This is a genomic window from Actinoplanes derwentensis, from assembly GCF_900104725.1.
Classification (GTDB): Bacteria; Actinomycetota; Actinomycetes; order Mycobacteriales; family Micromonosporaceae; genus Actinoplanes; species Actinoplanes derwentensis.
In genome coordinates, this window is record NZ_LT629758.1 from 1,478,332 (window position 1) to 1,504,613 (window position 26,282).

Annotated in this window: 24 protein-coding genes; 10 read left to right on the forward strand and 14 right to left on the reverse strand. The window is 70.0% G+C overall.

Features of this window, described 5'->3' with window-relative positions; genetic code table 11:
* Positions 1–22 precede the first annotated feature (22 nt).
* Positions 23–1,738: a dihydroxy-acid dehydratase gene (locus tag BLU81_RS06585; RefSeq protein ID WP_092542551.1), complete on the forward strand. Its 1,716-nt coding sequence runs from the start codon at positions 23–25 to the stop codon at positions 1,736–1,738.
* An 87-nt stretch (positions 1,739–1,825) separates the two neighbouring features.
* Positions 1,826–4,144 (forward strand): putative bifunctional diguanylate cyclase/phosphodiesterase, encoded by a 2,319-nt coding sequence (locus tag BLU81_RS06590; protein WP_157751337.1) that lies wholly within the window; start codon positions 1,826–1,828, stop codon positions 4,142–4,144.
* On the opposite strand, the gene BLU81_RS06595 is transcribed toward BLU81_RS06590, so the two are convergent.
* Positions 4,097–5,467, reverse strand: coding sequence for a glycoside hydrolase family 43 protein (locus tag BLU81_RS06595; RefSeq protein WP_092556694.1), 1,371 nt, complete (start codon positions 5,465–5,467; stop codon positions 4,097–4,099). The genes BLU81_RS06590 and BLU81_RS06595 overlap by 48 nt on opposite strands.
* A 257-nt stretch (positions 5,468–5,724) precedes the next feature.
* On the opposite strand from BLU81_RS06595, the gene BLU81_RS06600 reads away from it, so the two are divergent.
* The 3 genes from BLU81_RS06600 (at position 5,725) to cysK (ending at position 8,407) form a co-directional block, all read left to right on the forward strand.
* Positions 5,725–6,864 carry an acyltransferase family protein gene (locus tag BLU81_RS06600; RefSeq protein ID WP_157751339.1) on the forward strand — a complete coding sequence of 380 codons (1,140 nt, stop codon included), beginning with the start codon at positions 5,725–5,727 and terminating at the stop codon, positions 6,862–6,864.
* 77 nt (positions 6,865–6,941) lie between these two features.
* Positions 6,942–7,496 (forward strand): serine O-acetyltransferase EpsC, encoded by a 555-nt coding sequence (gene epsC, locus BLU81_RS06605; RefSeq protein WP_197686139.1) that lies wholly within the window; start codon positions 6,942–6,944, stop codon positions 7,494–7,496.
* A complete protein-coding gene (gene cysK / locus BLU81_RS06610; protein WP_092542556.1) occupies positions 7,493–8,407 on the forward strand; it encodes a cysteine synthase A in 915 nt (304 codons plus the stop codon). The genes epsC and cysK overlap by 4 nt, the downstream gene beginning before the upstream one ends.
* Positions 8,408–8,459: 52 nt before the next feature.
* Here cysK and BLU81_RS06615 read toward each other — a convergent pair whose 3' ends face one another.
* Positions 8,460–8,957, reverse strand: coding sequence for a hypothetical protein (locus tag BLU81_RS06615; RefSeq protein ID WP_157751341.1), 498 nt, complete (start codon positions 8,955–8,957; stop codon positions 8,460–8,462).
* Positions 8,958–8,987: 30 nt separating this feature from the next.
* On the opposite strand from BLU81_RS06615, the gene BLU81_RS06620 reads away from it, so the two are divergent.
* Both BLU81_RS06620 and BLU81_RS06625 read left to right on the forward strand, forming a co-directional pair.
* Positions 8,988–9,176 (forward strand): hypothetical protein, encoded by a 189-nt coding sequence (locus BLU81_RS06620; protein ID WP_092542560.1) that lies wholly within the window; start codon positions 8,988–8,990, stop codon positions 9,174–9,176.
* Positions 9,148–11,448 (forward strand): putative bifunctional diguanylate cyclase/phosphodiesterase, encoded by a 2,301-nt coding sequence (locus BLU81_RS06625; RefSeq protein ID WP_092542562.1) that lies wholly within the window; start codon positions 9,148–9,150, stop codon positions 11,446–11,448. The genes BLU81_RS06620 and BLU81_RS06625 overlap by 29 nt, the downstream gene beginning before the upstream one ends.
* Here the strand turns inward: BLU81_RS06625 and BLU81_RS06630 are convergent.
* From BLU81_RS06630 to BLU81_RS06640, 3 genes are all read right to left on the reverse strand, one after another.
* Positions 11,445–12,548 carry a DNA alkylation repair protein gene (locus BLU81_RS06630; protein WP_092542564.1) on the reverse strand — a complete coding sequence of 368 codons (1,104 nt, stop codon included), beginning with the start codon at positions 12,546–12,548 and terminating at the stop codon, positions 11,445–11,447. The genes BLU81_RS06625 and BLU81_RS06630 overlap by 4 nt on opposite strands.
* A 2-nt stretch (positions 12,549–12,550) precedes the next feature.
* Positions 12,551–12,766: a hypothetical protein gene (locus tag BLU81_RS50295; RefSeq protein ID WP_231954245.1), complete on the reverse strand. Its 216-nt coding sequence runs from the start codon at positions 12,764–12,766 to the stop codon at positions 12,551–12,553.
* Between the two features lie 99 nt (positions 12,767–12,865).
* Complete coding sequence (locus BLU81_RS06640) at positions 12,866–13,513, reverse strand: Atu4866 domain-containing protein (protein WP_092542566.1); 648 nt, start codon at positions 13,511–13,513, stop codon at positions 12,866–12,868.
* A 100-nt stretch (positions 13,514–13,613) separates the two neighbouring features.
* Between BLU81_RS06640 and BLU81_RS06645 the strand changes: the two genes are divergently transcribed.
* A complete protein-coding gene (locus BLU81_RS06645; protein ID WP_092556698.1) occupies positions 13,614–14,462 on the forward strand; it encodes a helix-turn-helix transcriptional regulator in 849 nt (282 codons plus the stop codon).
* 228 nt (positions 14,463–14,690) lie between these two features.
* A complete protein-coding gene (locus BLU81_RS06650; protein WP_092542568.1) occupies positions 14,691–15,620 on the forward strand; it encodes an esterase/lipase family protein in 930 nt (309 codons plus the stop codon).
* A 375-nt stretch (positions 15,621–15,995) separates the two neighbouring features.
* On the opposite strand, the gene BLU81_RS06655 is transcribed toward BLU81_RS06650, so the two are convergent.
* A complete protein-coding gene (locus tag BLU81_RS06655) occupies positions 15,996–16,658 on the reverse strand; it encodes a response regulator (RefSeq protein WP_092542570.1) in 663 nt (220 codons plus the stop codon).
* A complete protein-coding gene (locus BLU81_RS06660) occupies positions 16,655–17,797 on the reverse strand; it encodes a sensor histidine kinase (protein WP_197686140.1) in 1,143 nt (380 codons plus the stop codon). Before BLU81_RS06660 ends, BLU81_RS06655 begins: the two co-directional genes overlap by 4 nt.
* A 107-nt stretch (positions 17,798–17,904) precedes the next feature.
* On the opposite strand from BLU81_RS06660, the gene BLU81_RS06665 reads away from it, so the two are divergent.
* Positions 17,905–19,806 carry an alpha/beta fold hydrolase gene (locus tag BLU81_RS06665; RefSeq protein ID WP_092542572.1) on the forward strand — a complete coding sequence of 634 codons (1,902 nt, stop codon included), beginning with the start codon at positions 17,905–17,907 and terminating at the stop codon, positions 19,804–19,806.
* A 66-nt stretch (positions 19,807–19,872) separates the two neighbouring features.
* On the opposite strand, the gene mnhG is transcribed toward BLU81_RS06665, so the two are convergent.
* From mnhG to BLU81_RS47650, 7 genes are read right to left on the reverse strand one after another with little or no spacing between them, the layout of a single operon-like run.
* Positions 19,873–20,253, reverse strand: a complete 381-nt coding sequence (gene mnhG, locus BLU81_RS06670; protein WP_092542574.1) for a monovalent cation/H(+) antiporter subunit G — start codon at positions 20,251–20,253, stop codon at positions 19,873–19,875.
* Positions 20,250–20,576 (reverse strand): monovalent cation/H+ antiporter complex subunit F, encoded by a 327-nt coding sequence (locus BLU81_RS06675; RefSeq protein ID WP_092542576.1) that lies wholly within the window; start codon positions 20,574–20,576, stop codon positions 20,250–20,252. The genes mnhG and BLU81_RS06675 overlap by 4 nt, the downstream gene beginning before the upstream one ends.
* On the reverse strand, positions 20,573–21,241 hold the full coding sequence (locus tag BLU81_RS06680) for a Na+/H+ antiporter subunit E (RefSeq protein WP_092542578.1): 669 nt from the start codon (positions 21,239–21,241) through the stop codon (positions 20,573–20,575). The genes BLU81_RS06675 and BLU81_RS06680 overlap by 4 nt, the downstream gene beginning before the upstream one ends.
* Positions 21,238–22,728, reverse strand: a complete 1,491-nt coding sequence (locus BLU81_RS06685) for a Na+/H+ antiporter subunit D (protein ID WP_092542580.1) — start codon at positions 22,726–22,728, stop codon at positions 21,238–21,240. The genes BLU81_RS06680 and BLU81_RS06685 overlap by 4 nt, the downstream gene beginning before the upstream one ends.
* Positions 22,725–23,162 carry a Na(+)/H(+) antiporter subunit C gene (locus BLU81_RS06690; RefSeq protein ID WP_092542582.1) on the reverse strand — a complete coding sequence of 146 codons (438 nt, stop codon included), beginning with the start codon at positions 23,160–23,162 and terminating at the stop codon, positions 22,725–22,727. Before BLU81_RS06690 ends, BLU81_RS06685 begins: the two co-directional genes overlap by 4 nt.
* Positions 23,159–25,987, reverse strand: coding sequence for a Na+/H+ antiporter subunit A (locus BLU81_RS06695; protein ID WP_092542584.1), 2,829 nt, complete (start codon positions 25,985–25,987; stop codon positions 23,159–23,161). Before BLU81_RS06695 ends, BLU81_RS06690 begins: the two co-directional genes overlap by 4 nt.
* Complete coding sequence (locus tag BLU81_RS47650) at positions 25,981–26,127, reverse strand: hypothetical protein (RefSeq protein WP_157751343.1); 147 nt, start codon at positions 26,125–26,127, stop codon at positions 25,981–25,983. The genes BLU81_RS06695 and BLU81_RS47650 overlap by 7 nt, the downstream gene beginning before the upstream one ends.
* Positions 26,128–26,282: the final 155 nt, after the last annotated feature.

The following is a 26,282-nucleotide window of genomic DNA, read 5'->3' on the forward strand; positions in this document are numbered from 1 at the left end:
AACGGAATCTCGGAGGTTGACGATGCAGCCGCGACGCAGTGCGCAGTGGTACGGCGGTGACGACCGGAACAGCTACATCCACCGCGCCTGGATGCGGCGCGGCCTGCCGGCCGACGCGTTCGACGGGCGCCCGCACATCGCCATCGCCAACACCGCCTCCGACCTGACGCCCTGCAACGCCCACCTCGACGAGGTCGGACGCAGCGTCGCCGCCGGCATCGAGCGGGCCGGCGGCATCCCGCTGAACCTGCCGGTGGTGTCGATCGGTGAGACCCAGGTCCGGCCGACCGCGATGCTGTGGCGCAACATGGCCGCGATGGCGATCGAGGAGATGCTGCGCGCCAACCCGATCGACGGCGTGGTGCTGCTCGGCGGCTGTGACAAGACCATCCCGGCGCTGCTGATGGGCGCCGCCTCGGTCGACCTGCCCGCCGTGGTGGTTCCCGGCGGCCCGATGCTGACCGGCACCTTCCGTGGTGTCCCGCTCGGCTGCGGCACCGACGTGTGGCGGCTGTCCGAGGAGGTCCGCGCGGGCACGCTCGGCGCCGCCGAGTTCCAGCGCTCCGAGTCGTCGATGATCCGCAGCAAGGGCCACTGCAACACGATGGGCACCGCCTCGACGATGGGCCTGCTCGCCGAGGTGCTGGGGATGACCCTGCCCGGAGTGGCCGGCACCCCGGCTCCGGACAGTCGCCTGCTGGAAGCCGCCCACGCCACCGGGGTGCTCGCCGTCGGCCTGGTCGACGAGGACCGCCGCCCCAGCCAGGTGCTGACCCGAGGCTCGTTCCTCAACGCGATCGTCGCGCTGGCCGCTCTGGGCGGGTCCACCAACGCCGTGGTGCACCTGCTCGCGATCGCCGGGCGCCTCGGCGTGCCGCTGACCCAGGACGACTTCGACACCACCGGCGCCGGGGTGCCGCTGCTGGTCGACCTGCAGCCGGCCGGCCGCTTCCTGATGGACGACCTCTACCGCGCCGGTGGTCTGCACGCCGTGCTCGCCGAGGTCCGCGACCTCCTCGATCCGGCCGCGATCACGGTCACCGGCCGTCCGCTGGTCGACTACCTGAACACCGCTGCGGTGTACGACCGGGAGGTGATCCGCCCCCGCGCCGCACCGCTGCGCCCGCACGCCGGGATCGCGGTCCTCTACGGCAACCTCGCCCCGGGCGGCGCCGTCGTCAAACCGGCCGCCGCGTCCCCGCACCTGCTGCGGCACCGCGGCCCGGCGGTGGTCTTCGACTCGGTCGAGGACCTGAACACCCGCCTCGACGACCCGGACCTGGACGTCACCGCCGACTCGGTGCTGATCCTGCGCGGCTGCGGCCCCCGGGGGTACCCCGGCATGCCCGAGGTCGCCAACCTGCCGTTGCCGGCGAAACTGCTGGAGCAGGGGGTCCGCGACATGGTCCGGATCTGCGACGGGCGGATGTCGGGCACCGCGTACGGGACGGTCGTCCTGCACGTCGCACCGGAGGCGGCGGCCGGTGGACCGCTGGCCAAAGTCCGCACCGGCGACATGATCGTTCTCGACGTGGCGAATCGCCGCCTCGACGCCGACGTCCTCGACGCCGACTGGGCCGCCCGCGAGCCGTCACCGGAGGCGGCCAAGGCCTATGCGGCGCCGTCGCGCGGCTGGGAGCGGCTCTACGTCGAGACCGTCGGGCAGGCCGACACCGGCGCCGACTGCGACTTCCTGCTCGGCTCCAGCGGCGACCGTGTCTCCCGGGAGTCGCACTGACCGCCGGGGCGGTTTCTTGACAGTAACCCTCCGATCCGGCCGGAGCCGTCCGATCCTTACGGGGAACACCGGGGGAGAGGACACAGGTTGAACAGCAATCGACCGGCGCAGCGACCGGTGGATCACCTCCGCCGGGACCCGGTGCTTCGTGGGCTGACCGGGCTCACGCTGGCCGGGATCGTGCTGTTCTTCGTTTTCGCGGGGCAGCCCGAACTCCAGGTGCGGATCTACTGGTTGTTCCAGGTGCCCCTGGACGCGGCGCTGGCGTTCGGCGGATGGCGGCTGCGGACCCTCGCACCCGCGCGGTATCGGCGATTCTGGTCGATGATCGCGTTCGCCGGGGCCTCGTTCACCATCGGGGACACGTACCACACGCTCTCGGTCCTGGTCGTGCCCGGCGCACCGTCACTGAACGGCGGCGCGGTCCAGACGATCTTCTTCGCGGTGGGGATGACCAGCAACGTCATCGCCTGCCTGATCTTCCCGCAGGGTCTGCGGACCGCCCGGGAGAAGTTCATCTTCTGGCTCGACGCCGCCACCGTGCTGGTCGGCGGCGGGGTGGTCGCCTGGTGTTTCGCGTTCAACCCGATCGGTGGCTCGCACACCGACCGGCTCACCGCCAGCGTCACCGCGGCGCTGGTGCTGGTCGCGACGTTCTCGGCGACCAAGGTCGCCCTGATCAAGGACCCGCCGATGGCGCGGATCGCGGCGTGGCCGATGGTCTGCGCGGCGCTGATCCAGGGCATCAGCTCGGTGCTGCCCGGTCCGTTCCAAACTCTCGACCATCCGTACGTGTACGCGATCCGCCTGCTGCCCTCCCTGTTGATCGCGTTCGGGCCGTGGATCCAGATCATCGTCCTGCGCATCGGGGACACCCGCCACTCCACCAAGCGGCGCCCCTACAGCCTGCTGCCGTACGGCATGATCATGGTGACCTTCGCGGTGTTCTTCATGATGCTGCCGATGACCGCGTCGTCGCAGCTCGTCGGCGCCACCATCGGCGTCGTGGTGATCACCTGCCTGGTCGCCGGCCGGCAGCTGGTCGCCTTCCACGACAACGCGAAACTGATCGGGCGGCTCGACGTCGCCCTCGGTGAACTACGCGACCAGGCCCTGTTCGACGGGCTGACCGGGCTGGCCAACCGGACCCACTTCAGCGCCGAGACGGTACGCCTGCTCGACGCCGAATCCACCCTGCTGCTGATCGACCTCGACGACTTCAAGACCGTCAACGACACGATGGGCCACGCCTCCGGCGACGCCTTGCTGATCACGGTCGCGGCCCGGCTGCGCGGAGCACTGCGCGACGGCGACGTGGCGTGCCGGATGGGTGGTGACGAGTTCGCGGTGCTGCTGCCCCGGACCACCGCCGACGACGCGAACCTGATCGTGCAGAACCTCCTCGACCGGCTCGCCGAACCGATCGTGCTGCTGCAGCACACCGTCGTCACCCGCGCCAGCGTCGGGATGACCGTCGCGCGTCCCGGCGACGACCCGTCGACCCTACTCAGCACCGCCGACATCGCGATGTACGAGGCGAAACGCCGCGGCAAGGGCATCTGGGTCACCTACACCGACGAGATGGGTGCCCGGATCTCCGCCGAGGCCGTTCTCATCCGGGAGATGGGCCAGGCCCTCGACGAGGACCAGTTCGTGCTGCACTACCAGCCGATCGTGCGGCTCTGCGACGGCGCGATCAGCGGCGTCGAGGCCCTGATCCGGTGGAACCATCCGGAACGCGGGCTGGTGTCGCCGCTGGAGTTCATCCCGGTCGCCGAACGCACCGGCCAGATCGTCGACATCGGCCGCTGGGCGCTGCGCGAGGCCTGCCGGCAGGCCGCCGCCTGGCTCGCCGCGGCACCGCATCGGGTGCCGATCTACGTCGGGGTCAACGTGGCCGGCCGGCAGTTGCGTGACCCCGACCTGGTCACCGACGTGGCCACCGCGCTCGCCGTCACCGGGCTGCCGGCGGCTCTGCTGGTCATCGAGGTGACCGAGACCGCGGTCCTGGACGACGAACAGTCGCACGCCACCATGGAGGCGCTGCGCGACCTCGGGGTGCGGCTCGCCCTGGACGACTTCGGTACCGCCGCGTCGTCGCTGGGCCTGCTGTTGACCTGCCCGGTCAACTCCCTGAAACTGGACCGTTCGTTCGTCGAGTCGATCAACACGGTGAGCCGGCAGGCGGCGGTCGCCACCGCGGTCAGCCAGATGGCGGCGGCCCTGGAGTTCGCGTCGGTCGCCGAAGGCATCGAGACCGCGGAACAGGCCGAACTGCTCCGCGGGCTCGGCTACCAGTACGGGCAGGGCTATCTCTACTCGCGGCCGGTCCCGCCGGACGGCATCAGCGTGCTGCGGTCAGTAGCCGATCTTGAAAGTGGCGTCCTGCTGGAGACTGGCCGCTGACGAACTGGTCACCGGGTCGATGCGCAGCACATAGTTGGAGTGGCGCAGGTAGCGGTCCGGGTAGTTGTAGGAGCGGAACGAGGTCCACGACGAGTCGGCCCAGCCGGACGCCTTGTAGAAGGTGGCGTCGCCGGCGAACAGCGTGGTGCCGTCGTTGACGGCCAGGGTCATCGCGTAGTTGACGTGCCGCAGGTAACGGTCGGGGTAGTTCACCGACCGGAACGACACACCGCTCGCGTCCGCCAGGCCGGGGACCAGGGTCCAGAGCTGATCCTGGTACGGGTCGAAGGGGTAGGCGTCGATGCGGCCCACACTGTTCTGGTGGCGGATGTAGCGGTCCGGATAGTTGTAGGACTTGATCCGGCTCCACGCGGGAGTGCCGTAGCGCGCCGTCAGCGCCGACAACTCGGCCGCCGTGATCGCGGTGATGCCCAGGTGTTTGGAGTTGAGCGGCTGGGTGTAGGCGCGGTCGTTGAGCAGCGTCCACGAACCACTCGACAGGCTGGTGGTCTGCCAGCAGAAGAAGCGGCCGTTCGGGCTCCAGGTGTCGCCCCACATGTACCAGACGTCGGCGGTGTTCGACTTGACGATCTGCGGCGCCTCCACCCCACGGCCGGGGGTGATCGCCGAGGTGTAGATGCTGAAGCTGCCCGGGTTCAGGGTGCTTGATCGCGTACCGAGCAGGGTGCTGTTGGTGTTGTTCTTGAAGTACATGTAGTTGACGCCACTGACCGTGACGAAGTTGCCGTCGATCGCGTCGTAACCCGGGTCGAAGAACGTCTGCGGGGCGGACGCCGTCACGAAGTCGCTGGTGTAGTTGACCATCAGGACGTTGCGGCCGCCGACCACCGCGGAGTAGACCACCGCGTACTGCCCGCGCGACGCGTCCCAGATCGCCTCCGGCGCCCAGGCGTGGGTGGCCAGCGAATGCACTTTGAGCAGCCGGTAACCGGTGAAGGTGCGCAGGTCGATGGAGTCCCAGACGTGCAGGTACTGGCTCTGGTAGGTCCAGTCGGTGCCCTTGAGGTCGGTGGCGATGACCGCGAACGTGCCGTCCTGTTTGCGCAGGATGAACGGGTCGCGAAGGCCGGTGCTGCCCTGGGTGGGCGTGGCGACCGGGGCGTTCTGGTTCAGCGGCGTCCAGTTCAGGCCGTCGGCGCTGACCGCGAGATGCAGGTTGTAGTCGGCGGCGGTCATCGACGGCGACTCGGTGAAGTAGGCCATCGCGTATCCGGCGTAGGTGGCCGCGTGGGCGGCTTCGGCACCCAGCACGGCGGCGGTGGCCCCGGCCCCGGCGGCGGCGAACAGGCTTCGGCGTTTCATGGCCCACATCCTCTGTTAGCGCTAACAATTCAGCGTGCACGGCAGGCGTGTTACCGGGAGGCATCGAAGCCATGCCGTCTGTTAATTCGAAGTTGCTGAATGGTTTCGCTCAGGTCGTCCGCTGTCAAGAGATCTTTCTTCTCCTCAGTTCATGCCACAGCTGTCCGCGGCCATGGCCCACGCATCGACCGACCGGCACTCTCTGGGCCGGCCGCTCGCACGGTCGACACGACCACTGCGGGAAAGTTGCCGAGACCATGACGACCAGCCTGGCGCCCACGCCACTGACCAGCGCCCCCGCCGCCCCGGCGGCACCCACCGGAGGACTCGCCCGGCTCCCGTCACTGACCGGGCTGCGCTGGCTGGCGGCCTTCATGGTGTGGGGCTATCACCTCGGCATCGTCAAACCCGCCCACAACGAGAGCCTGGCGCCGTTCTTCCGGGCGGTGTCGAAGGGCGGCATCGGGGTCACGTTCTTCTTCGTGCTGAGCGGATTCGTGCTGGTCTGGAGCTTCCGGCCGGGCGACACCACCACGGGTTTCCTGCGCCGCCGATTCGCCAAGATCTACCCCAACTATGCGTTCTCCCTGCTCTGCGCCCTCATCGTGGCCGCGGTCACCGGCGGGATCGTCAGCGGATGGTCCGTGCTGACCAACATCCTCCTGATCAACAGCTGGTTCCCCGTCGACGGCTTCCCGAACGCCGTCAACCTGGTCGCCTGGACACTCTGCTGCGAGGCGTTCTTCTACGTCACGCTGCCCTACCTGCTGCCCCGCCTGCAACGCCGGGCCACCGAGCGGTTGTACGTCTGGCTGGCCGTCCTGCCGTTGCTCGCGCTCCTGGTGAACACCGCCGCCCGTGAACTTCTCCCGGCCCCGGCCGCCGCCCACTTCGGGTTCTTCCCGCCGGGGCGCTACCACGAGTTCCTGGTCGGCGTCATCGTCGGCGTGCTGGTGGTCCGCGGGAGCTGGGCCGGGCCCGGCCTGTGGACGAGCAGCGCACTGGTCGTCGTCACCTATGTCGCGCACAGCTGGGTGGACATCAGTGTCGTGGTGCCGGTGCTGTTCGCCGCACTCATCGCCGCAGCCGCCACCGCTGACATCGACGGCCGGTGGTCGCCGTGGCGGTGGCAGCCGATCGTCGTGCTCGGCGAGGTGTCCTACGCCTTCTACCTGATGCACTTCCTGGTGATGACGACCGCGGTCACGGTGATCCAGCGCGCCGGTGGGGCCGGCTACTGGTTCGGGGAACAGCCGCTGTTCGGCGGTGCCGGGCTCTTCGCCGTCGGCACCCTGGTCGTGACGTTGCTGATCGCCGTCCCGATGTACTACGGGCTGGAACGCCCGATGATGCGCGTGCTCGGGACGAGGCGGCCGGTGCGGTCCGCTGGTTCGTGACCGGTGCGCTGGTCACTCGTACCGGGATGGTTAAGGTTTGCTCGTACCGCGCGAATCGAAGCCATCGAGGAAGAACCGTGCTGGAAGACATCCGCGCCTACTGCCGGCGTGACCCCGCTCTGTACGGGATCGGGGTGGCCGAAGTGCTGCTCTATCCCGGACTATGGGCACTCTGGGGTCATCGAATAGCCCACCTGTTGCATCGCGCCCGCATCCCGTTCCTGCCTCGCCTGGTGTCCCAGGTGATGCGGCTGTTCACCGGGATCGAGATCCACCCGGGCGCGGTGATCGGCAGACGGCTCTTCATCGACCACGGCGCGGGCGTCGTCATCGGCGAGACGGCGCGCATCGGCGACGACGTCACCATGTACCACCAGGTCACCCTCGGTGGCCGGGGCTGGCAGCGGGACACCAAGGGCAGCCGCCGGCACCCGGAAGTGGGGAATCGGGTGATGCTCGGCGTGGGCGCCACCGTGCTCGGCCCGGTGCGGATCGGGGACGACGCGGAGATCGGCGCGCTCGCCCTCGTCGTCTCGGACGTTCCCGCGGGTGCCCGGCTGCGGGCGCCGGCCGCCGAACCCGTACCACCTCTGACCAGCACTGCCGGCACCAACCCAGGAGCGAGGAAATGATCTACAACGACGTCACCGAACTGATCGGCCGGACCCCGATGGTGCGGCTGACCCGTTTCGAACCCGGTCTGCCGGCCAAACTGATCGCCAAACTCGAGTCCGCCAACCCCGGCGGCAGCGTCAAGGACCGGATCGCCCTCGCCATGATCACCGCTGCCGAGGCCACCGAAGAGCTGCGCCCCGGCTCCTCGATCGTGGAGGCGACCAGTGGGAACACCGGCATCGGGCTGGCCCTGGTGGCGGCGGCCCGCGGCTACAAGCTGACCCTGACGATGCCGGACAGCATGAGCGCGGAGCGACGGGCGCTGCTGCTGGCGTACGGCGCCGAACTGGTGTTGACCCCCGCCGCCGAAGGCATGAAAGGCGCGGTCCAGCGGGCTCTGGAGATCGCCGAGGAACAGCGGGCCTGGCTGCCGATGCAGTTCGACAACCCGGCCAACCCGGACATGCACCGGCGCACCACCGCGCTGGAGATCTGGAACGACACCGACGGGCGGCTCGACCTGTTCGTCAGCGGCGTCGGCACCGGCGGAACCCTGACCGGAGTCGGTCAGATCCTCAAGGAGAAACGCCCCGACCTGCAGGTCTACGCGGTCGAGCCGGCCGAGTCGCCGGTGCTGTCCGGTGGCGAGTCGGGACCGCACGGGATCCAGGGCATCGGCGCCGGTTTCGTGCCGGAGGTGCTGGACCCGACGATCTACGACGAGGTCGTACGGGTGACGGTCGAGCAGGCCCGCGAAGCCGGCCGGCAACTCGCCCACACCGAAGGCATCCTGGCCGGAGTCTCCAGCGGGGCCGCCCTGCACGCCGCGCGCGAGCTGGCCTGGCGCGCCGAGAACGTCGGCAAGACCATCGTGGTGATCCTGCCGGACACCGGCGAGCGTTACCTGAGTACGCCGTTGTTCTCTTAGCTTTTCAAGGCCGGGGTCCCAGCGCTCATCGAGCGCCGGGACCCCGTACGGATCAGAAGTTGGTCTTGACGCCGGCGGCCTTGCAGGCCGCGTTGAGAGCGGTGCCGGCCTTGACCGACTCCGGGGCGCCGACCGCGGAGATCGGGTCCGCAGCCGCGGCGGCCTTGGTCGCGTCGTCCGCGATGATCTGCGCGTTCTTGCCGACCTCGGTGGTGGAACCCGCGACCGCCTCGGTCAGATGCTTACCGAAATCGGTCAGCATCAGTTTGGCGTCGGCCGGCGCGATCTCCCCGTTGCCGCCGGCCTGCGCCAGGGTGAGCAGCGCCTTCTTGAAGGAGTCGCTGGCCTTGGCCGCGTCCTCGCAGATGACCTTGTCAGCGGGTTCGGCGGCGGCGACCGAGGTGGCCTCGGGCGTCGCCGCCTGTGCGGAGGTGGCGGCGGGAGCCGCCGGCGTGGCGGCACTCGAGGTGGCTTCGTCGTCACCGCAAGCGGTCAGACCGAGAAGGGAAACGCCGGCTAGTACGGCGGTAGCAAATCGCACAGCAATCACACAGCAAGACGTTAGTCGATCATCCGTTCGATGATCAAGTTCGATTCGGACGGGGACGGCCGCCGCCGCCGTGGGCGGATCGACCGGGACACGTCTGCCGCGCGGGGAACCGGCCCCGGGCCTCAGCCCCGGCGGAAACCGGCCGATCGGGACTTCCGGGTGCCGAAACGCGGGCGAGGAGCCGAGACCGATGAGTGGATCCGCTGGTTCCCGGCGTGACCGTGCTCTGGTCGTACCGTTGATCCTGGCCGTTCTCGCCCTGGCCGGTGCCGTCGTCTGGCTCACCGTGCGTGACGTCGGCGGGCCCGTCCTCGGTAACGCCGGCGGCACCGTCGCCACGATCAGTGCCGCCGTCGCCTGCTACCGGGTGAGCCGGCTCGCCGCGGCGGACCGGCCGGTGCGCGGGTTCTGGACGCTGTGGTCGGCGTCCGGGACGGTCCTGACGCTCAGCACCCTGGCCGCCATGACCCGGGGCCCGCGCGGGATGCCACTGTACGAGGCTGTTCCCACGCTGGTCAGCCTCACCCTGGCGATGCTGGCGTTCCGGCACGTGCCGCTGACCCCACGGACCCGTCTCGACTGGGCCCGCCTGCTGCTCGACGGCGCCGCGGTGGCCGTCGCCGGGGTGGTGTTCTTCGGCTACGTGGTGCTCCGGTCGATCCCCGACGGCACCTCACTGGCGACCCGGGCCACCGCCGGGGTGGTCGGTATCGGCTCCCTGCTGGCACTGGTCGTTTTCGGCAAAGCCGCCGCCAGCCCGGAAGGACGCGTCGACGCGGCGGCACTCGGCATCCTCGCGGTCTGCCCCATGGTCGGGCTGGGTGCGGTAGGCCTGTTCCTCGGCGGTACCGAGATCGGCATGCTGCTGCTGTCGGTGATCGGCTATCCACTCGTCGGCCTGGGTATCGCGGCGGCGGCGTACCGGCAGGGCCGCGTCCTGACCGGGTCCGCCACCGCACTGGAACCACGCCCGGCCTGGACCTTCGCCGACCCGCTGCAGTTCCTCGCGGTCGCCGTCACCGCCGGCCTGGTCATCCTGGTGTCCGCCCGTGACCTGGACTTCCGGGGCCGCGCGGTGATCACCGGGGCGGTGCTGATCGCCGCCATCGTGGTCTCCCGGCAACTGCTCAGCCTCCGGGAGAACTCCCGGGCACTCAGCGGACTGCGCCGCCAGCAGGCCGAACTCGAACAACTCGCCCTCACCGACAACCTCACCGGCCTGCCCAACCGCAGCGGCTTCAGCATCGCCCTGTCCGAGAGTGTCGACGCCGGCCGGCCCGCCACCGCCCTGCTGCTGGACATCGACGACTTCAAGATGATCAACGACACGCTGGGGCCGGCCGCCGCCGACCAACTCCTGCACCAGGTCGCCCAGCGCCTGCGGCACAGCGTCGGCCCGGGCGAGTCGGTGGCCCGGCTCGGCGGCGACGAGTTCGCGGTGCTGCTGCCGGTCGGCGAACCGGCCGCCGCGGAAACCGCCGCGGCCCGCTACCAGGCCACCATCGGCCAGCCCGTGCACGCCGCCGACCAGCAGTTCCTGTTGCACGCCAGCGTCGGCATCGCGATCGCCGCACCCGGGGAGACCGGCGACGAGGTGCTGCGCAACGCCGACATCGCGATGTACGCGGCGAAGGAATCCGGCAAAGCCTCCTGGGCCCGGTTCGAACCGGGGATGCGGCACGACATGACCGAATACGCCCGGCTGGCCTCCGAACTGCACGACGCCATTCCCGGCGGGCAGCTGCGACTGCTCTACCAGCCGGTGTACGACCTGGTCAACGGCCGGATGCACGGCGTCGAAGCACTGGTGCGCTGGCAGCATCCGACCCGGGGGTTCGTCTCGCCCGCCGACTTCATCCCGGTCGCCGAGCGCAGTGGCCTGATCGTGCCGCTGGGCACCTGGGTGCTCCGGGAATCGTGCGAACAACTGACCCGCTGGCAGGCCGAACACGGTGCCGTCGCGGTCGAGGCCATCAACGTGAACGTGGCGGTCCGCCAGCTCAAGGAGTCGGACTTCATCGACACGGTCGCCGCGGTCCTCAGCGACACCGGCCTGCATCCCCGCAACCTGATCCTGGAAGTCACCGAGTCGTCGGTGGTCGACGGGCCGCACGTCGCGGAGACGTTACGGCTGCTGCACGAGATGGGGGTGCGGCTGGCCCTGGACGACTTCGGCACCGGCCAGTCGTCACTGAGCCTGCTGCGCGCCTTCCCCGTCGACGTGTTGAAACTGGACAAATCGTTTGTTGACGGGATCGCTGACGGCACCGACCGGGGTCGCCTCGCGGTGGCCGCCGCCGTCGCTCAACTCGTCGAGTATCTTCAGCTGAGTTCGGTCGCCGAAGGCATCGAGAGCCGGGCGCAACTGGAGCGGCTGCGGGACCTGGGCTATCGCTACGGGCAGGGCTACTTCATGGCGAAACCGCTGCCGGCCGACGAATGCGGGGCCCTGATGGTGGCCGCACCGATGGCAGCCGTGACACACGGTTAGTCGTCGGTGGTCAGTTCGAACTCCGCGAGCGGAGTGGCCACCCCGTTGACCAGGAGTGCGATCGCGTGCGCGCCCGGATGGTAGCGGCGGGTGGTGATCACCCGGAACTCGTGCTTTCGCCGTACCGAAATCGTGTCTCCGGGGTTGATCGTCGCCGTTGTCAGTTTGAACGTCTTGGTGGTGCGGCTGCCGTTGGCCTTGCGGTGGTGGACCACGTAGTCGATGGCCAGCCGAGCGGGTGTGGCACCGTCGTTGCCGATCGTGGAGCGGAACTCGACGGCCTCACCGAGCGCCACCACCGTCCGGTCCAGGGTGAGTCCGCTGATCCGCAACGTCTGGTGGTCGGCGCTGAACCCGAGTAGCGCCAGGGCACCCGGATTACCGCGTTTGATCAGGGTGCGCAGACCGTGGCGAACAGTCGGGAGCGTGGTGGCGGCCGGGTCGGCCAGCCAGCGGGTGGCGGCCTCGACGACCAGGTCCGGATGGTCGCGGCTGAGGTCGTTGAGGTGGTTGGCGACCGAACGACGGACGTACTCGCTGGGGTCCCGGTAGAGCGCGTCCAGGATCGGCATGGTCGTCCCAGGCCGCGCCAGGATCTCCGGAACCCGTACTGACCAGGGAAGATACGGCCGGGAACCCTCTGAGGCCAGGCGCCGCACGTCGGCGTCGCCCGACTCGGTCCAGCCGAGCATCGTGGCGAGCGCCCGATCGAGGTCGTGCCGCAACAGCACCCGGATCGCGAACTCGGCGGTGAGCACACCGGTCAGCTCCGCCATGATCGTCATCGCGTCGTCGAAGGCCGCCTCGGCACCGTCCGTGACGGCCTTCGACGCGATCGCCGCGGTCACCGGCCAGATCATCCACCCGTGGAACGCCGGCGTCGCCGCCCGCACCACCCGCGCCAACTCGGTGTAAACACCCGGGACATCCACGAGCAGCGCATCCCGCAGCAGGTCGGCGCGTTCCCGCAGGGTGAGCCCGTCGAGCCGGGCCGGAGCCGCCCGCAGAGCCGTCAGCGGCGAGTCGGGCACCGCCCCGGCCACCGCGGCGACCAGCCCGTCCGCTGCGGCGGTCCCGAGGAGTTCGTCGGCAAAAGGCACGATCAAGACCCTACTGCGGTACGCCCACTGTCGACCCCGTCAGGCCCCGGCCCGGCCCAGGATCGCGTCCCGGGAAGTGATGACCGGTTCGGGACGATGTCCGTGCCGTAGGCGGCGTTGACCGCGCGCATCCGCTGGATCGCGTGCAGCGTCCGCATCTGGGTGAACATGTCGCTGGCCAGCGCCACCTCGACGTCGATGCTGAGCCCCGGGCGCACCCCGGCGGCCAGCGCCTCGTCGACTGTTGGGATCGCGGTCTCCAGGCCGATCTGAGCGTCGGAGGCCGGAGCCAGCGAGACGGTCGTGCCGGAGCATGCTCATGGTTGTTCCTTCGGTGCGGGGTGGAGGAGATAACCGGCGTGGTGCAGTTCGCTACTGCTGGGTTCGCTTTTGCGGAACTCGCCGTATGCCCAGAAGCCCGAGTCGTCGAGGTAGACGATGCGGTCGCCGTCGATCCAGAACGTGCCCTGGTAGGCGTGAGGGCGTCCGCCGCGGGTCTCGTCGTAGCGGCCGTCGGCGGTGAGTTCCTGATGCAGGAAGCCGGACTCGTCGATCCACATGCCGAGGTACGGGCTGTCCGAAGCCCTCCGGCGGGCCGTCGGCGTGGTCGCGTGCGGACGTCCGTCGATCATTACCAGGACGGCGTTCCCGGGGCGCCAGATGACGTACTCCCAGGCCTTCCGGTTGTCGCTTTTGATCACCGCGAACGTGGCCCGGCTGCCCGGCGCCAGGCTGCTGAGCCCGGCGATCGGGACGATGCTCAGCCCGGAACAGTCGATGACGGTGGGTCCGTCGTCACCCGCAGCAGCGGGCGGTCCGGGTTCGACAGCGACAATCGTGTCGCCGTTGAGCAGCAGGCCGGCGTTCCGGAGATCGCCGATGACGGGATCCAGCGTGTGGATCGTCGCGTTGACCAGGTGTAGCGGCCCGTCCAGAGCGGCCCGGTCGAAAATCGGTGCGGTCATGCATCCACCGTCGCGGCTGCGCCTAGCCTTAACCAGCGTGAACCTCCCCTGGGTGCGGCACACCCTGGATACCGTCGGCAACGGTGTTTACCGTGGTCGCATGCCCGTCACCGACCTCGGCCGGTTCCTCGCCGCCCGCCGCGCCCGGCTCGGCCCCGACGACGTCGGCCTCCCCTCCCACGGCCGGCGCCGAGTGGCCGGCCTGCGCCGCGAAGAGGTCGCCGTCCTCGCCGGAGTGAGCGCCGACTACTACACCCGGCTCGAACAAGGCCGCGAACGAGCCCCGTCAGCCTCGGTACTGGACGGCATCGCCCGCGCCCTGGACCTGGGCCCGGATGCCCGTGAACACCTGTTCCGTCTCGCCGGCGTCCCGATCGGCGACCAGGCACCACTCACCGACCGCGTCGACGACGACCTGCGGCAGCTGCTGGCCGATTGGCCGCACCTGCCCGCCGTGATCGTCAACCGGCGCCTCGACCTGCTGGCCCGCAACCCGATCGCCGACGCGCTGTACTCCGACTTCACCGAAACCGGCAACCTGGCCCGCATGACGTTCCTCGACCCGGTGGGCCGCACCTTCTTCGCCGACTGGGCCCGCGCCGCCGAGGCCTGCGTGGCACCCCTGCGCCTGGCGCTGGGCCACGAGCCCGGTAACCAGCGAACCCTGGCCCTGACCGAGGAACTGGCCACCGCTGACGCCGACTTCCGCCGCTGGTGGGCCGACCACGACGTGCGCGGCAAGACCCGCGAGGCGAAGAGGTTCCGGCACAGCGCAGTAGGAGAGATGACCCTGACCTACCGCACCTTCGACGTCCTCGGAGCGACCGGCCAGCAGCTCATCGTCTACCGCGCAGCCCCGAACAGCCGCGACGCCGACGCCATCCGCCTACTCGGCATACTCGCCAGTTCCACCGCCACCCACCTACAGCCGGGAACCACCCGCCCGTAGAAGGCCCAAGTCGAATCCCACCGCGCTCTCGTCAAAGCGGCTGCGTGCGCGAGGAGATGCCGCAGGTCAGTTCGCTGGGTTCGCTGATCTGCGGTACCGCGGGTGCTGGTGGCACGGGGGTGTCGTTGAACCAGGTGAAGGGCCGGACCGGGCTGGGCCGGACCGGGCTAAACGGTGTTGGTTCGCGCGCCAACATTCCGCCAACATCGATGCGTCACTCTTCCGGGCATGCGTATTCCTCTCGCCACTTTGGCAGTGGCCGCGGTCACTGCTTCCGGCCTGGTCCTGCCGGCGTTGGCCCAACCCGCACCCGCGTCCGCCGCGGTCGGTGTCCAGGCCGCCGCGGTGCCCAAGCGCACCGACGGCCTCAAGGGCAAGACCGTGTACTTCATCCACGGCTTCCAGATCTCCACCGGTAACCCCGAGGCCAACTGCAAGCAGTGGGACAAGATGAAGAAGGCCTACACCGGGCTGGGCGCGAAGGTCGTCACCGTCGCGTACTACAAGAAGGACAAGAACTGCTCGACCCGCGTCTCCAGTTGGGAGAACGGCGCCAGCATCAAGACGATGGCGAAGTCGCTGGCCAAGAACATCTACGACAAGTACACGAGCAAGGGCAAATCGGTCGACGTGGTCGGCCACTCGATGGGCGGGCTGATCGTGCGGGCCGCGATCACCGGCGTCCAGCGCAAGGAAGCTGGTTTCCCCTCGAAGCTCTACATCGAGGACGTGGTCACCATGGGCACGCCGCACCTCGGCGTGAACAAGGCCAAGGCGTCGCTCTGCCGGCTCCTGGTGTGCAGAGAGATGAGCGAGGGCTCGAGCTTCCTCAAATGGCTGGGTAAGACCAAGAACCCGCAGTCCGCGCAGGGTACCGACTGGACCCTGATCGGCTCCAACAAGGACGGCGTGGTCGCCGAGAAGTCCGCCACCTCGCAGACCGGGTCGAAAGCGGGCTGGATGTCGGCCGGTCACAAGATCGTCTACCAGGACTCGGCGGGTGTCGGGCACTCCGAGTACTACTCGCTGAACAAGGGGACCTACAGCCTGAAGTACTGGAACTTCACCAATCCGAAGTGGGTGCCGCAGAGCGCCGGGGTCGGCCTCAACCCGGTGCTCGCGGCCCGTCGCGGTAACCACTTCTGGCGTTCCTGGTAGCCCTCGCCACTACAGAGCCCGCCGAAGCTCTTCGAGGTTCCGCTCGCCGGCCGGGGTCTGCGCCCCGGCCGGCGAGCGCGCCGTAGAGCAGCTTCTCGTCGGCGGGTTTGACGAACTGGCTCGCCCAGGCCGCGGCCAGTAGTTCCAACTCGAACTCAAACCCGAAACGTTCCTGAAGCACACGGATTTCCATCGCGGTCGGAGGGCTGGACGTGAAAGCGTTCCCGCGATGATGATCAAATCATCTCCCAGGCGATACCCATGGCGATTCTGGGGTGCACGATGCCACCTCCCGCCGGATGCTGCCGACCGCCGTGCCGAACGAGGTGCGCGGATCCGGCGTCGACCGCGGTCGCTGTCGCGGTGAGGGCGTGCTCACCCGTGCCCCGGTCGGGTGGCGAAGCCGGTGAGGTGGGCGTAGGCGACCGCGTGCGTCCGGTCCCGCAGCTCCAACTTGCGCAGGATGCTGGATACATGCGTCTTGACGGTCTCCTCGCCCACGTGCAGGGCGCGGGCTATCTCGGTGTTCGACAGCGCCCCCGACAACAGTTGCAGCACTTCGCGTTCCCGGGCGGTCAGCCGGGCGATGTCGCCGGGCGGTTCGGCGGGGCTCAGCGCGTCGGCGATCCGGGCCAGGTGCCGGCGCACGATCGACGGATCGATCAGCACGTCACCGCGCGCCGCGATCCGCACCGCGGCGATCAGCTCTTCGGCGGGCATCGACTTCAGGAGGAAACCGTGCGCCCCCGCGGTCACCGCCTCGCGTACGTAATCGTCGCTGTCGTGGGTGGTCAGAACGATGACCCGGGTCCGGTTGCCGGGGACGGCGAGGATCGCCCTGGCCGCACCGAGGCCGTCACGCCGCGGCATCCGCACGTCCAGGATCGCGACGTCGGGACGCAACCGCAGGACCTGTTCGACGGCCTGCTCACCGTCGGCGGCCTCGGCGACGCAGGCGATGTCGTCCTGGGTGTCCAGGATCGCCCGCACCCCGGAGCGGAACATGGCGTGGTCGTCGGCGAGTACCACGGTGATCACGGCAGGTTCTCCAGGTCGACGGTGACGGTGGTGGTCCAGGTCCGGCCGCCGGGTTCGGGTCCGCTGCGCACCAGGCCGCCGAAAGCGTGCACGCGGTCGGCGATTCCGGCCAGGCCGCGGCCTGTTCCGGCGGCGGCCGTCTCCCGGTACGGGTTGATCGTCTCGACCTCCACCGTGGCGGGGGTGTGCCGCACCGTCACGTCGACCGGCCCGCCGTGGCCGTGGCGCAACGCGTTGGTCAGCATCTCCTGCACGATCCGGTAGAGCGCGACGTCGAGGGTGCCGGGCAGCTCGTTCGGTGTTCCGACGTGCCGCAGCCGGACCGGAACGCCCGCGGCGCGGAACCCGTGCAGCAGGTCGTCGACGCGGTCCAGTCCGGGGCGTTCGCCGTCCGGAGCTGGTTGGCCGTGCAGCACGTCGAGCATGTGCCGCAGGTCGCCGAGCGCGGACCGGCTGGTGTCCTCGACGTGCCGCAGCGAGGTGAGGGCCGCCGGGTCGGCGGTGGCGGTGAGCCGCAGCCGGGCCGCTCCGGCGTGCACGTTGATGGCGCTGACGTGGTGGGTGATGACGTCGTGCAGGTCGCGGGCGATGGCGGCGCGTTCCTCGGCGACTGCCCGGCCGACCCGTTCCCGGGCGTCGCGTTCCTGGTCTTCGGCTCGGCGGCGCAGTTCGTCTAGGTGGCCGCGCAGGGCGGTGGTGTAGCGTCCGGCCAGCCAGGTGACCAGCCCGAACTTCACGGCGCTGACCGCCACCGTCCAGTCCAGGGCGATGCCGCGGGTGGCGTGCGCGACGACCAGCCCAGCGATCACCGTCACCAGGGCAGCGGCTGCCTTGCGGCCGTGCAGCCAGGCCCCGGCCCGGTACGACGCGACCAGCAACCCCGCCTCGTTGACGCTGAGCGTCTCCGGCCCGCCGAGCAGCATGGCGGAGCCCGCGTTGACGGCTACGGCCGCCACGATCACCGCCAGCGACCAGCGGGTCGGGGTGGCCAGCGCGGCATCGGCCAGCACGATCGCGACCACGGTCACGATCCATGCCGGGCCGCCGCCCGGTACATCGCCGACGAAGACCAGCACGTCGGCGACCGCGCAGACGGCTGCGATCAGCAGCGACAGGTGGGTGAGACGCCGATTGCTCAATCTGCTCCTTCGACGGCGGGACTTCGCGATCATGGCCGCCCGGTGACGCCACCGCATCCCGCGCACGGGGGAGGTTACGAGATCACCGGATTCGTACCGTTCCGGGTATGAAGAAATCCATGGCCGTCAGCGGGCTGATCCTGCTCGGTCTCGGTGTGCTGCTGGTGTGGCCGGCGGACACCCTGGACGTTCCGGACGGTGCGGCCGCCGGATCCCTGAACATGCAGGCGTGCGAGTACGAGACGGAGGCCGGGCCGGTACCGGCGGACTGCGGAACCCTGGCGGTGCCGGAAACCCGCGCCGATCCCGGGTCCGAGTTGATCGCGTTGCCGGTGGTACGGGTCCGCGCCACCGGGACGCCCCGCGAGCCGATCTTCCGGCTGGGCGGTGGCCCGGGAAACAGCAATATGACATTCCCGCAGGCCAGCCGCCTGACCGACGGTCATGACGTGGTGCTGGTCGGCTACCGGGGCGTCGACGGGTCACGACGGCTGGACTGTGGCGAGGTCACCGGTGCCCTGCAGAACTCCGGCGACCTGGTCGCCGCGGAGACGACACGCGCGTTCCGGGCGTGCGCGCAACGGCTCACCAAGGACGGCGTGGACCTCACCGCGTACTCGGTGGTGCAGCGGGTCGAGGACATGGAGGCGGCCCGCACCGCGCTGGGCTACCCGCGGATCAACCTGCTCAGTTCCAGCGCCGGAACCCGCACCGCGATGGTCTACTCGTGGCGGCATCCGGCGTCGCTGGCCCGCTCGGCGATGGTGTCGGTGAACCCGCCCGGGCGGATGGTGTGGGATCCGGAGATCACCGACAGGCAGATCGGGCGGTACGCCGAACTGTGTGCCACCGACAGCACCTGCTCCGCGCGTACCACCGATCTGGCGGCCTCGCTCCGGGAGACCGCGACCGCACCGCCGGCCCGCTGGGGTCCTCTGACGATCAAGCCGGGCAACGTCCGCGTCACCGGCATGTACGGCATGCACCACAACGGACCGGGTGCCGCCCCGCAGACCGCGCCGAACGCCATCGACGCGTTCCTGTCCGCCGCCGACGGCGACCCGAGCGGCCTGTGGGCGATGTCGGCGCTGGGCGACGTCCTGCTGCCCGGCGGGATCGTATGGGGCGAGTTCGCGTCGTTCGCGATGATCGACGCACCGGCGGCGCAGGCCTACTACGCGGCGGGCGGTGACCCCGGATCGATCCTCGGCAACGCCGGCGCGGAGTTCCTGTGGGGCGGCCCCGACGGCTACTCCACGGTGTGGCCGGACAGCCCCGACAACGCCGAGTACCGCACCCTGCGCCCGAGCGACACTGAGACACTGCTGGTCAGCGGCTCGGTCGACTTCTCCACTCCCGCTGAGACGGCCACCCGGGAACTGCTGCCGACGCTCACCCGCGGCCGGCAGGTGATCCTGCCGGAACTGGGTCACACCGGCGACTTCTGGGAGCACCGCCCGGAGGCGAGCAAACACCTGCTGACCACCTTCTACGACACCGGCGCGGTCGACGACTCCCGGTTCGGCGTCCGGCCGGTCGATTTCACCCCGGCGGCGATGAGCCTGCCGGCCATCGGCAAGATCCTGATCAGCGTCACGGTGGGTGGCGCGCTGGCCGGTCTGGCGTTGCTCACCCTCATCACCGCGCGGGTACGCCGGAACAAGCGCCCTGGGATCTGGCTTCGCCTCCTGACCCCGCTCCCGCTCGGAATCGGCGGACTGTGCGTGGCGGCCCTGCTGGTGTGGACCGTGTTACCGGAGACCTACGTGGGCAGCGCCGTCGTCATCGGTCCCGCTCTGGCCCTGAGCATCGGACTGGGCGCCTGGCTGACTTGGCCGCGCCCCACCCGGCGGCTCGGTCCGTTCCTGGCCGTCGGCGGCGCCCTCGCCGGTGCACTCCTCGGACTGTTCGCCCTCACCGGACCGGCCGGCATCGTCACCGCCCTGATCGGCGCGGCAGCCGCCGCCCACCTCGCGCTGCACACCTCCCCGCAGATGGCCCCGGCCTGACCAGAGCCACCATCACCGGCACCGGGCCGGCGGCCTCGACGACTACTTCCGCGCTCGCGAATGTCTTCAGTTGCTCGACTCAGTACTGGGAGTCGTGCCGGTCGGGGAGCGGTGGATGTCGGCCAGTTCGTCGGTGATCAGTAGATCGCGGCGGAACAAGCCGGCCCGGTAGGCGGTCCGGCCGACCATGTGGGCCGCGACCGGTGCCGTGACCAGCTGGAACACGCCGACCAGCACGAGTGTCGTGATGTCGACGACGGTGCCGAGCCGGATCGCGCAGCCGGCCAGGATCAGCAGCAGCCCGAGGATCTGCGGTTTGGTGGCGGCGTGCATCCGGGACAGCAGGTCGGGGAACCGCAGCAGACCCACACCCGCGGCCAGACTGAGCAGCGCGCCACCGATCAGGCAGATCCCGGCGACGGCGTCGAGTACTCCGGTGATGCTCACGGCCGCTCCCCGTTCGCCGAGTCGACATGGCTACCCAGCGCGGGGCCAGCGCCCTCGCCGGCCCGGCGTGCGGCGGGGTCGGCGAAACGGGCCACCGCGATCGAGCCGACCGCGCCGAGCAGGGAGAGCCCGAGCAGGATCGGGAGGCCGGTGGCGTCCCGGCTGTAGGCGGCCTCGGTGGCGATCGCACAGACCGTGATGGCCAGCAGCACGTCGGTGCCGACGATCCGGTCCAGCGTGGAAGGGCCGCGGACGATGCGGACCAGGGCCATCCCGGCAGCGGCGGCCAGGAACACCGCCGCGACCACAGCGATGACGATCATCGCCGTCCCCTTTCGTCGAGTCCCGCTGGGACGGTTGGCAGATCGGGACCCGCTGAGTCGGCCGGCTGGTCGGAGTCTGCTGGGCTGGTCGACAGAGTCGACGGATCCGGGCCCGCCAGACCGGTCGGCCGGGTGGAGCCGAGTCGGGTCAGGAGGGTGATCTCGGTGTCTGAGCCGACCGCCCGGATGATGCGTTCCTCGATGTCGTGGACTTCCTGCCGGAACCGCTCGATGTCGGCGGGGCCGTCGACGTCGAAGACGTGGATGTAGAGGATGCCGGCGGCCCGGTCCGCGTCGACGATCAGGCTGCCGGGTACCAAGGACACCGCTTCGGCGCACAGGGTCAGGTTGAGGTCGGAGCGGACGGCCAGCCGGACCGCGAGGACCGCGCTGCGTGGGACCCGCCGGGAGCCGACCGCGGTCCACGCCAGTTGGGCGCTCGCCACCACCAGGTCGGTCATGAACCGGATCGTGAACCGGAACAGCCCGCCCGGCCGCAGCCGCCCGGCAAACGTCACCGCGGGCAGGGGGAACACCGTCAGTACCAGCGTCGACACGAGCAGCCCGCCGGCCAGGGTGAGCCAGGAGAACACACCCCACAGCAGCATCCACGTCACGGTGAGGGCGATGAGCGCGAGAAACCGGTCCCGGGCGCGCGCGATCACGGCAGCACCGCCTCGACGTACGGCGTCCGGGCCAAAAGGTCTCCGGCGACGCTGTCGGACAGTGCGTAGAGCGGGCCGGCCGCGAGAGTGAGCGCCGTCCCGGCGATGACCAGCGCGGCGGTCGGTGTGATCATCAGCCGTGGTGACCGCAGCGGGGCCGCCGACGGAGTGTCGGACGCGGTGCGCCAGAACGCCAGGTTCCACACCCGGGCCAGTGCGTACAGCGTGAGCAGGCTCGTGATCGCCGACCCGGCCACCAGCATCCAGGACAACACGCTGCCTTCGGCCACCCCGGCCTGGATCAGCCCGAGTTTGCCGAGGAACCCGGAGAACGGTGGGATCCCGGCCAGGTTGAGTGCCGGCAGGAAGAACAGCACCGCCAGCACCGGAGCCGTCCGGGCCAGACCACCCAGCCGGTCCAGCGCGGTGCTGCCGCCGCGGCGTTCGATCAGCCCGGTCACCAGGAACAACGTCGTCTGTACGACGATGTGGTGCAGCGTGTAGAAGACAGCCGCAGCGATCCCGGCCCGGGAGGCCAGCCCCACTCCGAAGAGCAGGTAGCCGATATGGCTGACCAGGGTGAACGACAGCAACCGTTTGATGTCGGACTGTGCCACCGCGCCGAGGATGCCGACCACCATGGTCGACAGCGCCGCGATCATCAGCAGGTCACCGACGCGCCCGCCGGGGAAGAGCAGCGTCTCGGTGCGGATGATCGCGTAGACGCCCACTTTGGTGAGCAGCCCGGCGAACACCGCGGTGACGGGTGCCGGCGCGGTGGGATAGCTGTCCGGTAGCCACGCGGACAGCGGGAAGATCGCCGCCTTGATGCCGAACGCCAGCAGCAGCATGCCCTGCAGCACCATCCGGGTGCCGTCCGGCAGGGCGTCCAGCCGTTCCACCAGCTGCGCCATGTTCAGCGTGCCGGTCGAGGCGTAGACCAGGCCGATGCCGCTCAGGAAGATGACCGAGGAGAGCAGGTTGACCACGACGTACGTCGTCCCGGCCCGGATCCGGTTCTCGGTCCCGCCCAGGGTGATCAGGACGTAGCTGGCGGCGAGCAGGATCTCGAAGCCCACGTACAGGTTGAACAGGTCGCCGGAGAGGAACGCGTTGGTCACCCCGGCGGTCATGATCAGGTAGGTCGGGTGGAACACCGACAGCGGATGCTCCTCGTCGCCGTCGGCCCCGCCCTGCCCGATCGAGTAGAGCAGCACGCACAGGGTCACGGCGGCGGAGACGACCAGCATCAGGGTGGCGAGCTGGTCGGCGACGAGCACGATCCCGAGCGGTACGGGCCACCCGCCGACCGCCACGACCAGCGGGCCGTCGGCGGAGAGCACCAGCAGCAGCACCGACACCGCGAGGGTGGCGGTCAGCACGCTCACACTGATCACCCGTTGCACCCGTGGGCGCCGGAACATCAGCAGGGTGGCGGCCGCCCCGATCAGCGGCATCATCACCGGCAGAGGCACGAGCCAGGTCATCGGCGCGTCCCCTCGAGAAGATCGGAGCCGGAGTCGGCCTCGTCCGCGTCGAGCTCCTCGGCGTCCGAGCCCTCGTCACGTTCGGCCAGTTCCCGGACCCGGCGGTCCTCAGCGTCGTCCTGCACCTCGTCGTGGCCGGACAGCCGCCAGCTGCGATACGCCACCGCCAGCAGGAACGCGGTCATCCCGAGGGTGATCACGATGGCGGTCAGGATCATCGCCTGCGGCAGTGGATCGGTCATCTCGGCGGGGTCGGCGGTACCGACGATCGGCGGCGAACCCGGCTCGGCCGAGGAGAGCACCAGCAGGTTGGCGCCGTTGCCGAGCAGCATCACCCCGAGCAGCACCCGGGTGAGCGTGCGCTCCAGCAGCAGGGTCGTTCCGGCGGCGAACAACACGCCGACCGCGATCAACAGCACGATGCTCGGTCTCATACCAACTCCTCCTGAGGCCGCTTCTCGTGGTCGTGAACTGTGGGCTGGGCGTGCCGGTCGATCTCGGCGCCGAGGCTGCGCAGCACGTCCAGCACCAGGCCGATGACGATCAGGTAGACGCCGATGTCGAACAGCGCCGACGTCACCAGGTGCAGGTGGCCGAGCAGCGGGATCTGCAGGTCGACGATCGCGCTCTGCAGCACCTGCCCGCCCAGGACCAGCGCGCCCACTCCGGTGCCGACCGCGATCAGCAGACCCGCGCCGAGCACCGCGCCGGCGTCGACGGGGGCCGCGGCGGCCAGTTCGTACCGTCCGCCGGCCAGGTAGCGCACGGTCAGCGCCAGGCCCGCGACCAGGCCGCCGGTGAAACCGCCGCCGGGGGTGTCGTGGCCGGTGAACAGCAGGTACACCGAGAGCAGGATGATCGCGTGGAACAGCAGCCGGGTGACCACCTCCAGCATGGTCGAGCGGCGACCGGCCTCCACGGTGTGCCCGGCCATCAGCCACACCGGTTCGCCCGCGGGCGGGTCCGACGGCGTGCCGACCGGGCCACGCCGGTGCAGCTCACCGGCGTGCCGGAAGATCAGGCTGGCCACTCCGGTCGCGACGGCGACCAGCACCGCGATCTCGCCCATCGTGTCCCAGGCACGGATGTCGACGAGGATGACGTTGACGATGTTGTGCCCGCCGCCGTAGGTCACGGCCAGCTCCGGATAGTCGACCGACACCGGGATCGCCTGCCGCGCCGACACCGCCAGGTAGCCGACGCCGGCCATCACGGTGCCGACCGCCACCCCGATCCCGACCCGGACCCGGCGCCGCCACGAACCGGGCCGCTGCGAGAAGTGACTCGGCAGCCGCCGCAGTACCAGCATCACCATGACCAGCGTGACCGTCTCCACGAGGAACTGGGTCAGCGCCAGGTCGGGGGCACCGTGCAGCAGGAAGATCCCGGCATTCGCGTAGCCGGTGACACCGACCAGGATCACCGCGGTCAGCCGCCGCCGGGCCGGCACCGCGAAGACCGCGGCGACCACCGAAACGGCCACCGGCAGCAGATGCAGGGGCGTGTCCCAGAGCCGGAACTCCGACCCGGACGGCCAGCCCGCGATCATCGCCGGACCCGCCGTCGCGATCAGCACCAGCAGGATCGTCGCCAGGTAGAACGGCAGCGAACCCCGCTGGGTCGCCCCGGTCACCTCCACGGCGAGCCGGTCCATCCCGGTCATGATCCGTTCGTAGACCCCGCCGCCGGGTTTCGGACCGGCCTTGCCGGCCGGCATCAGCCGGAACACCGCCAGGCCGCCGGCCAGCACCGACACCGAGAGGAGCAGCGGCACACCGAGTCCGTGCCACAGCGCCAGGTGGGCGGTGGCCGGGCCGTTCCCGAACATGCTTGGGTACGGGGAGAGCACCTCGTCGACGATCCCGGCCCCCACCCCGGCGGCGATCCCGGCGACCGCCAGCACCACGGGCGCGACCAGTAGCGACCCGGCCGGTGTGGGCTCGGTCCGCTCACCGCCCTCGGTGCTCTTGTCGGCGAAGGCGCCCCACAGGAACCGGGTCGTGTAGGCCACCGTCAGCACCGAACCGGCCAGCACCCCCGCCAGCACGATCCAGCCGGTGGTCCCGGAATCGAGCAGTGCGGCGAACACCGCCTCCTTGCCGACGAAACCGATCGCCGGAGGCAGCCCGGCCATCGAGGCCGCCGCCAGCACCGCCGCGGCTAGCAGCACCGGGGCCCGCCGCCCCAGTCCGTTGAGTTGCCGGAGGTCACGGGTGCCGGTCGTCTTGTCGACGACGCCCACGATCAGGAACAGGGCGGCCTTGAACAGGGCGTGGCCGAGCAGCATCGCCACCCCGGCGAGTGCCATCTCCGGCGTTCCGAACCCGAGCACCACCGTCAGCAGACCTAGCTGGCTGACCGTCCCGTACGCCAGAAGCAGTTTGAGGTCGTGCTGGAACAGCGCGGCCCAGCCGCCGAGAAGCATGGTGACCAGCCCCAGCCCGACGGACAGGGCCTGCCATGTCACCGCCGCGGTGCCTCCGGCGGCCACGACCGCCGGAGCGAACCGGGCCACCAGGAAGATGCCGGCCTTCACCATGGCGGCCGCGTGCAGATAGGCACTGACCGGAGTGGGTGCGGCCATCGCGGCCGGCAGCCAGAAACTGATCGGGAAGATCGCCGACTTGGAGAGCGCCCCGGCCAGGATCAGCACGACGGCGACCACCAGCGGGGTGCCGCCGGGCAGCGCGGTGGACATCTCGGACCAGCGGTAACTACCCGCGTGCTGGCCCAGGATGACGATGCCGACCAACATCGCCAGCCCACCGGCGGTGGTGACGATGAGTGCCTGCAACGCGGCCCGGCGACCGGGGCGGCCGGTGCCGTTGTGGCCGATCAGCAGGTAGGAGAAGACCGTCGTCAGTTCCCAGAACACGTACATCAGAAGCAGGTCGTCGCTGACGACCAGGCCCAGCATCGCACCGGCGAAACCGACGAACACCGCCGCGAACCGGCCCAGACCGGGCTCACCGGCCGAGAAGTAGCGGGCGCAGTAGGCCAGAACCAGGGCTCCGACTCCGCCGACCAGGGAGACCAACAACCAGGACAGGGTGTCGACCCGCAGCGCCAGGGCCAGCCCCAGGTCCGGCACCCACGGGTGGATCCACTCCTGGGGTGGCCCGCCGACGTTGGTGATCGCCCAGCCGAAGACGGCCAGCGGGACGAGGGCCAGCAGGTAGAACGCGCGCGGGCCGAGTAACCGGACCAGTGCCGGGGCCAGCACCGCCGCGATCAGGTGCGCACCGAGCAGGATCAGCACGGTGCCGCCAGCAGGTCGTGCAGCCGGGCCAGCGCAGCCGAGCCGCCGATGGCGATCAGCATGTCACCGGGTAGAAGCTTGAGGGTGGGGAGCAGGTGGGACACGCCGACTCCGGGCGGTCCGACTCGTTCCAGCGTCATCGCGGCACCTCCCACTCGTTCTGCACGTCTCCCATCCAAGCCGCCGGTGCCGCCGGTGACCATCCGGTCGGCTCTCCATATCTGGTGCGGGCAGCCACCCATCCCGCGTGGGGGTACCCGCACCCTGGATGGGTGTCTGCCCGGATGGACGTTCG

Bases quoted from the DNA above. Each gene is read 5' to 3' on its own strand.
- BLU81_RS06585 (WP_092542551.1), top strand. From the start codon at position 23: ATGCAGCCGCGACGCAGTGCGCAGTGGTACGGCGGTGACGACCGGAAC.
- BLU81_RS06595 (WP_092556694.1), bottom strand. From the start codon at position 5,467: ATGAAACGCCGAAGCCTGTTCGCCGCCGCCGGGGCCGGGGCCACCGCC.
- BLU81_RS06600 (WP_157751339.1), top strand. From the start codon at position 5,725: ATGACGACCAGCCTGGCGCCCACGCCACTGACCAGCGCCCCCGCCGCC.
- cysK (WP_092542556.1), top strand. From the start codon at position 7,493: ATGATCTACAACGACGTCACCGAACTGATCGGCCGGACCCCGATGGTG.
- BLU81_RS06620 (WP_092542560.1), top strand. From the start codon at position 8,988: ATGATCAAGTTCGATTCGGACGGGGACGGCCGCCGCCGCCGTGGGCGG.
- BLU81_RS06625 (WP_092542562.1), top strand. From the start codon at position 9,148: ATGAGTGGATCCGCTGGTTCCCGGCGTGACCGTGCTCTGGTCGTACCG.
- BLU81_RS06640 (WP_092542566.1), bottom strand. From the start codon at position 13,513: ATGACCGCACCGATTTTCGACCGGGCCGCTCTGGACGGGCCGCTACAC.
- BLU81_RS06645 (WP_092556698.1), top strand. From the start codon at position 13,614: ATGCCCGTCACCGACCTCGGCCGGTTCCTCGCCGCCCGCCGCGCCCGG.
- BLU81_RS06650 (WP_092542568.1), top strand. From the start codon at position 14,691: ATGCGTATTCCTCTCGCCACTTTGGCAGTGGCCGCGGTCACTGCTTCC.
- BLU81_RS06665 (WP_092542572.1), top strand. From the start codon at position 17,905: ATGAAGAAATCCATGGCCGTCAGCGGGCTGATCCTGCTCGGTCTCGGT.
- BLU81_RS06675 (WP_092542576.1), bottom strand. From the start codon at position 20,576: ATGATCGTCATCGCTGTGGTCGCGGCGGTGTTCCTGGCCGCCGCTGCC.
- BLU81_RS06685 (WP_092542580.1), bottom strand. From the start codon at position 22,728: ATGACCTGGCTCGTGCCTCTGCCGGTGATGATGCCGCTGATCGGGGCG.
- BLU81_RS06690 (WP_092542582.1), bottom strand. From the start codon at position 23,162: ATGAGACCGAGCATCGTGCTGTTGATCGCGGTCGGCGTGTTGTTCGCC.
- BLU81_RS47650 (WP_157751343.1), bottom strand. From the start codon at position 26,127: ATGACGCTGGAACGAGTCGGACCGCCCGGAGTCGGCGTGTCCCACCTG.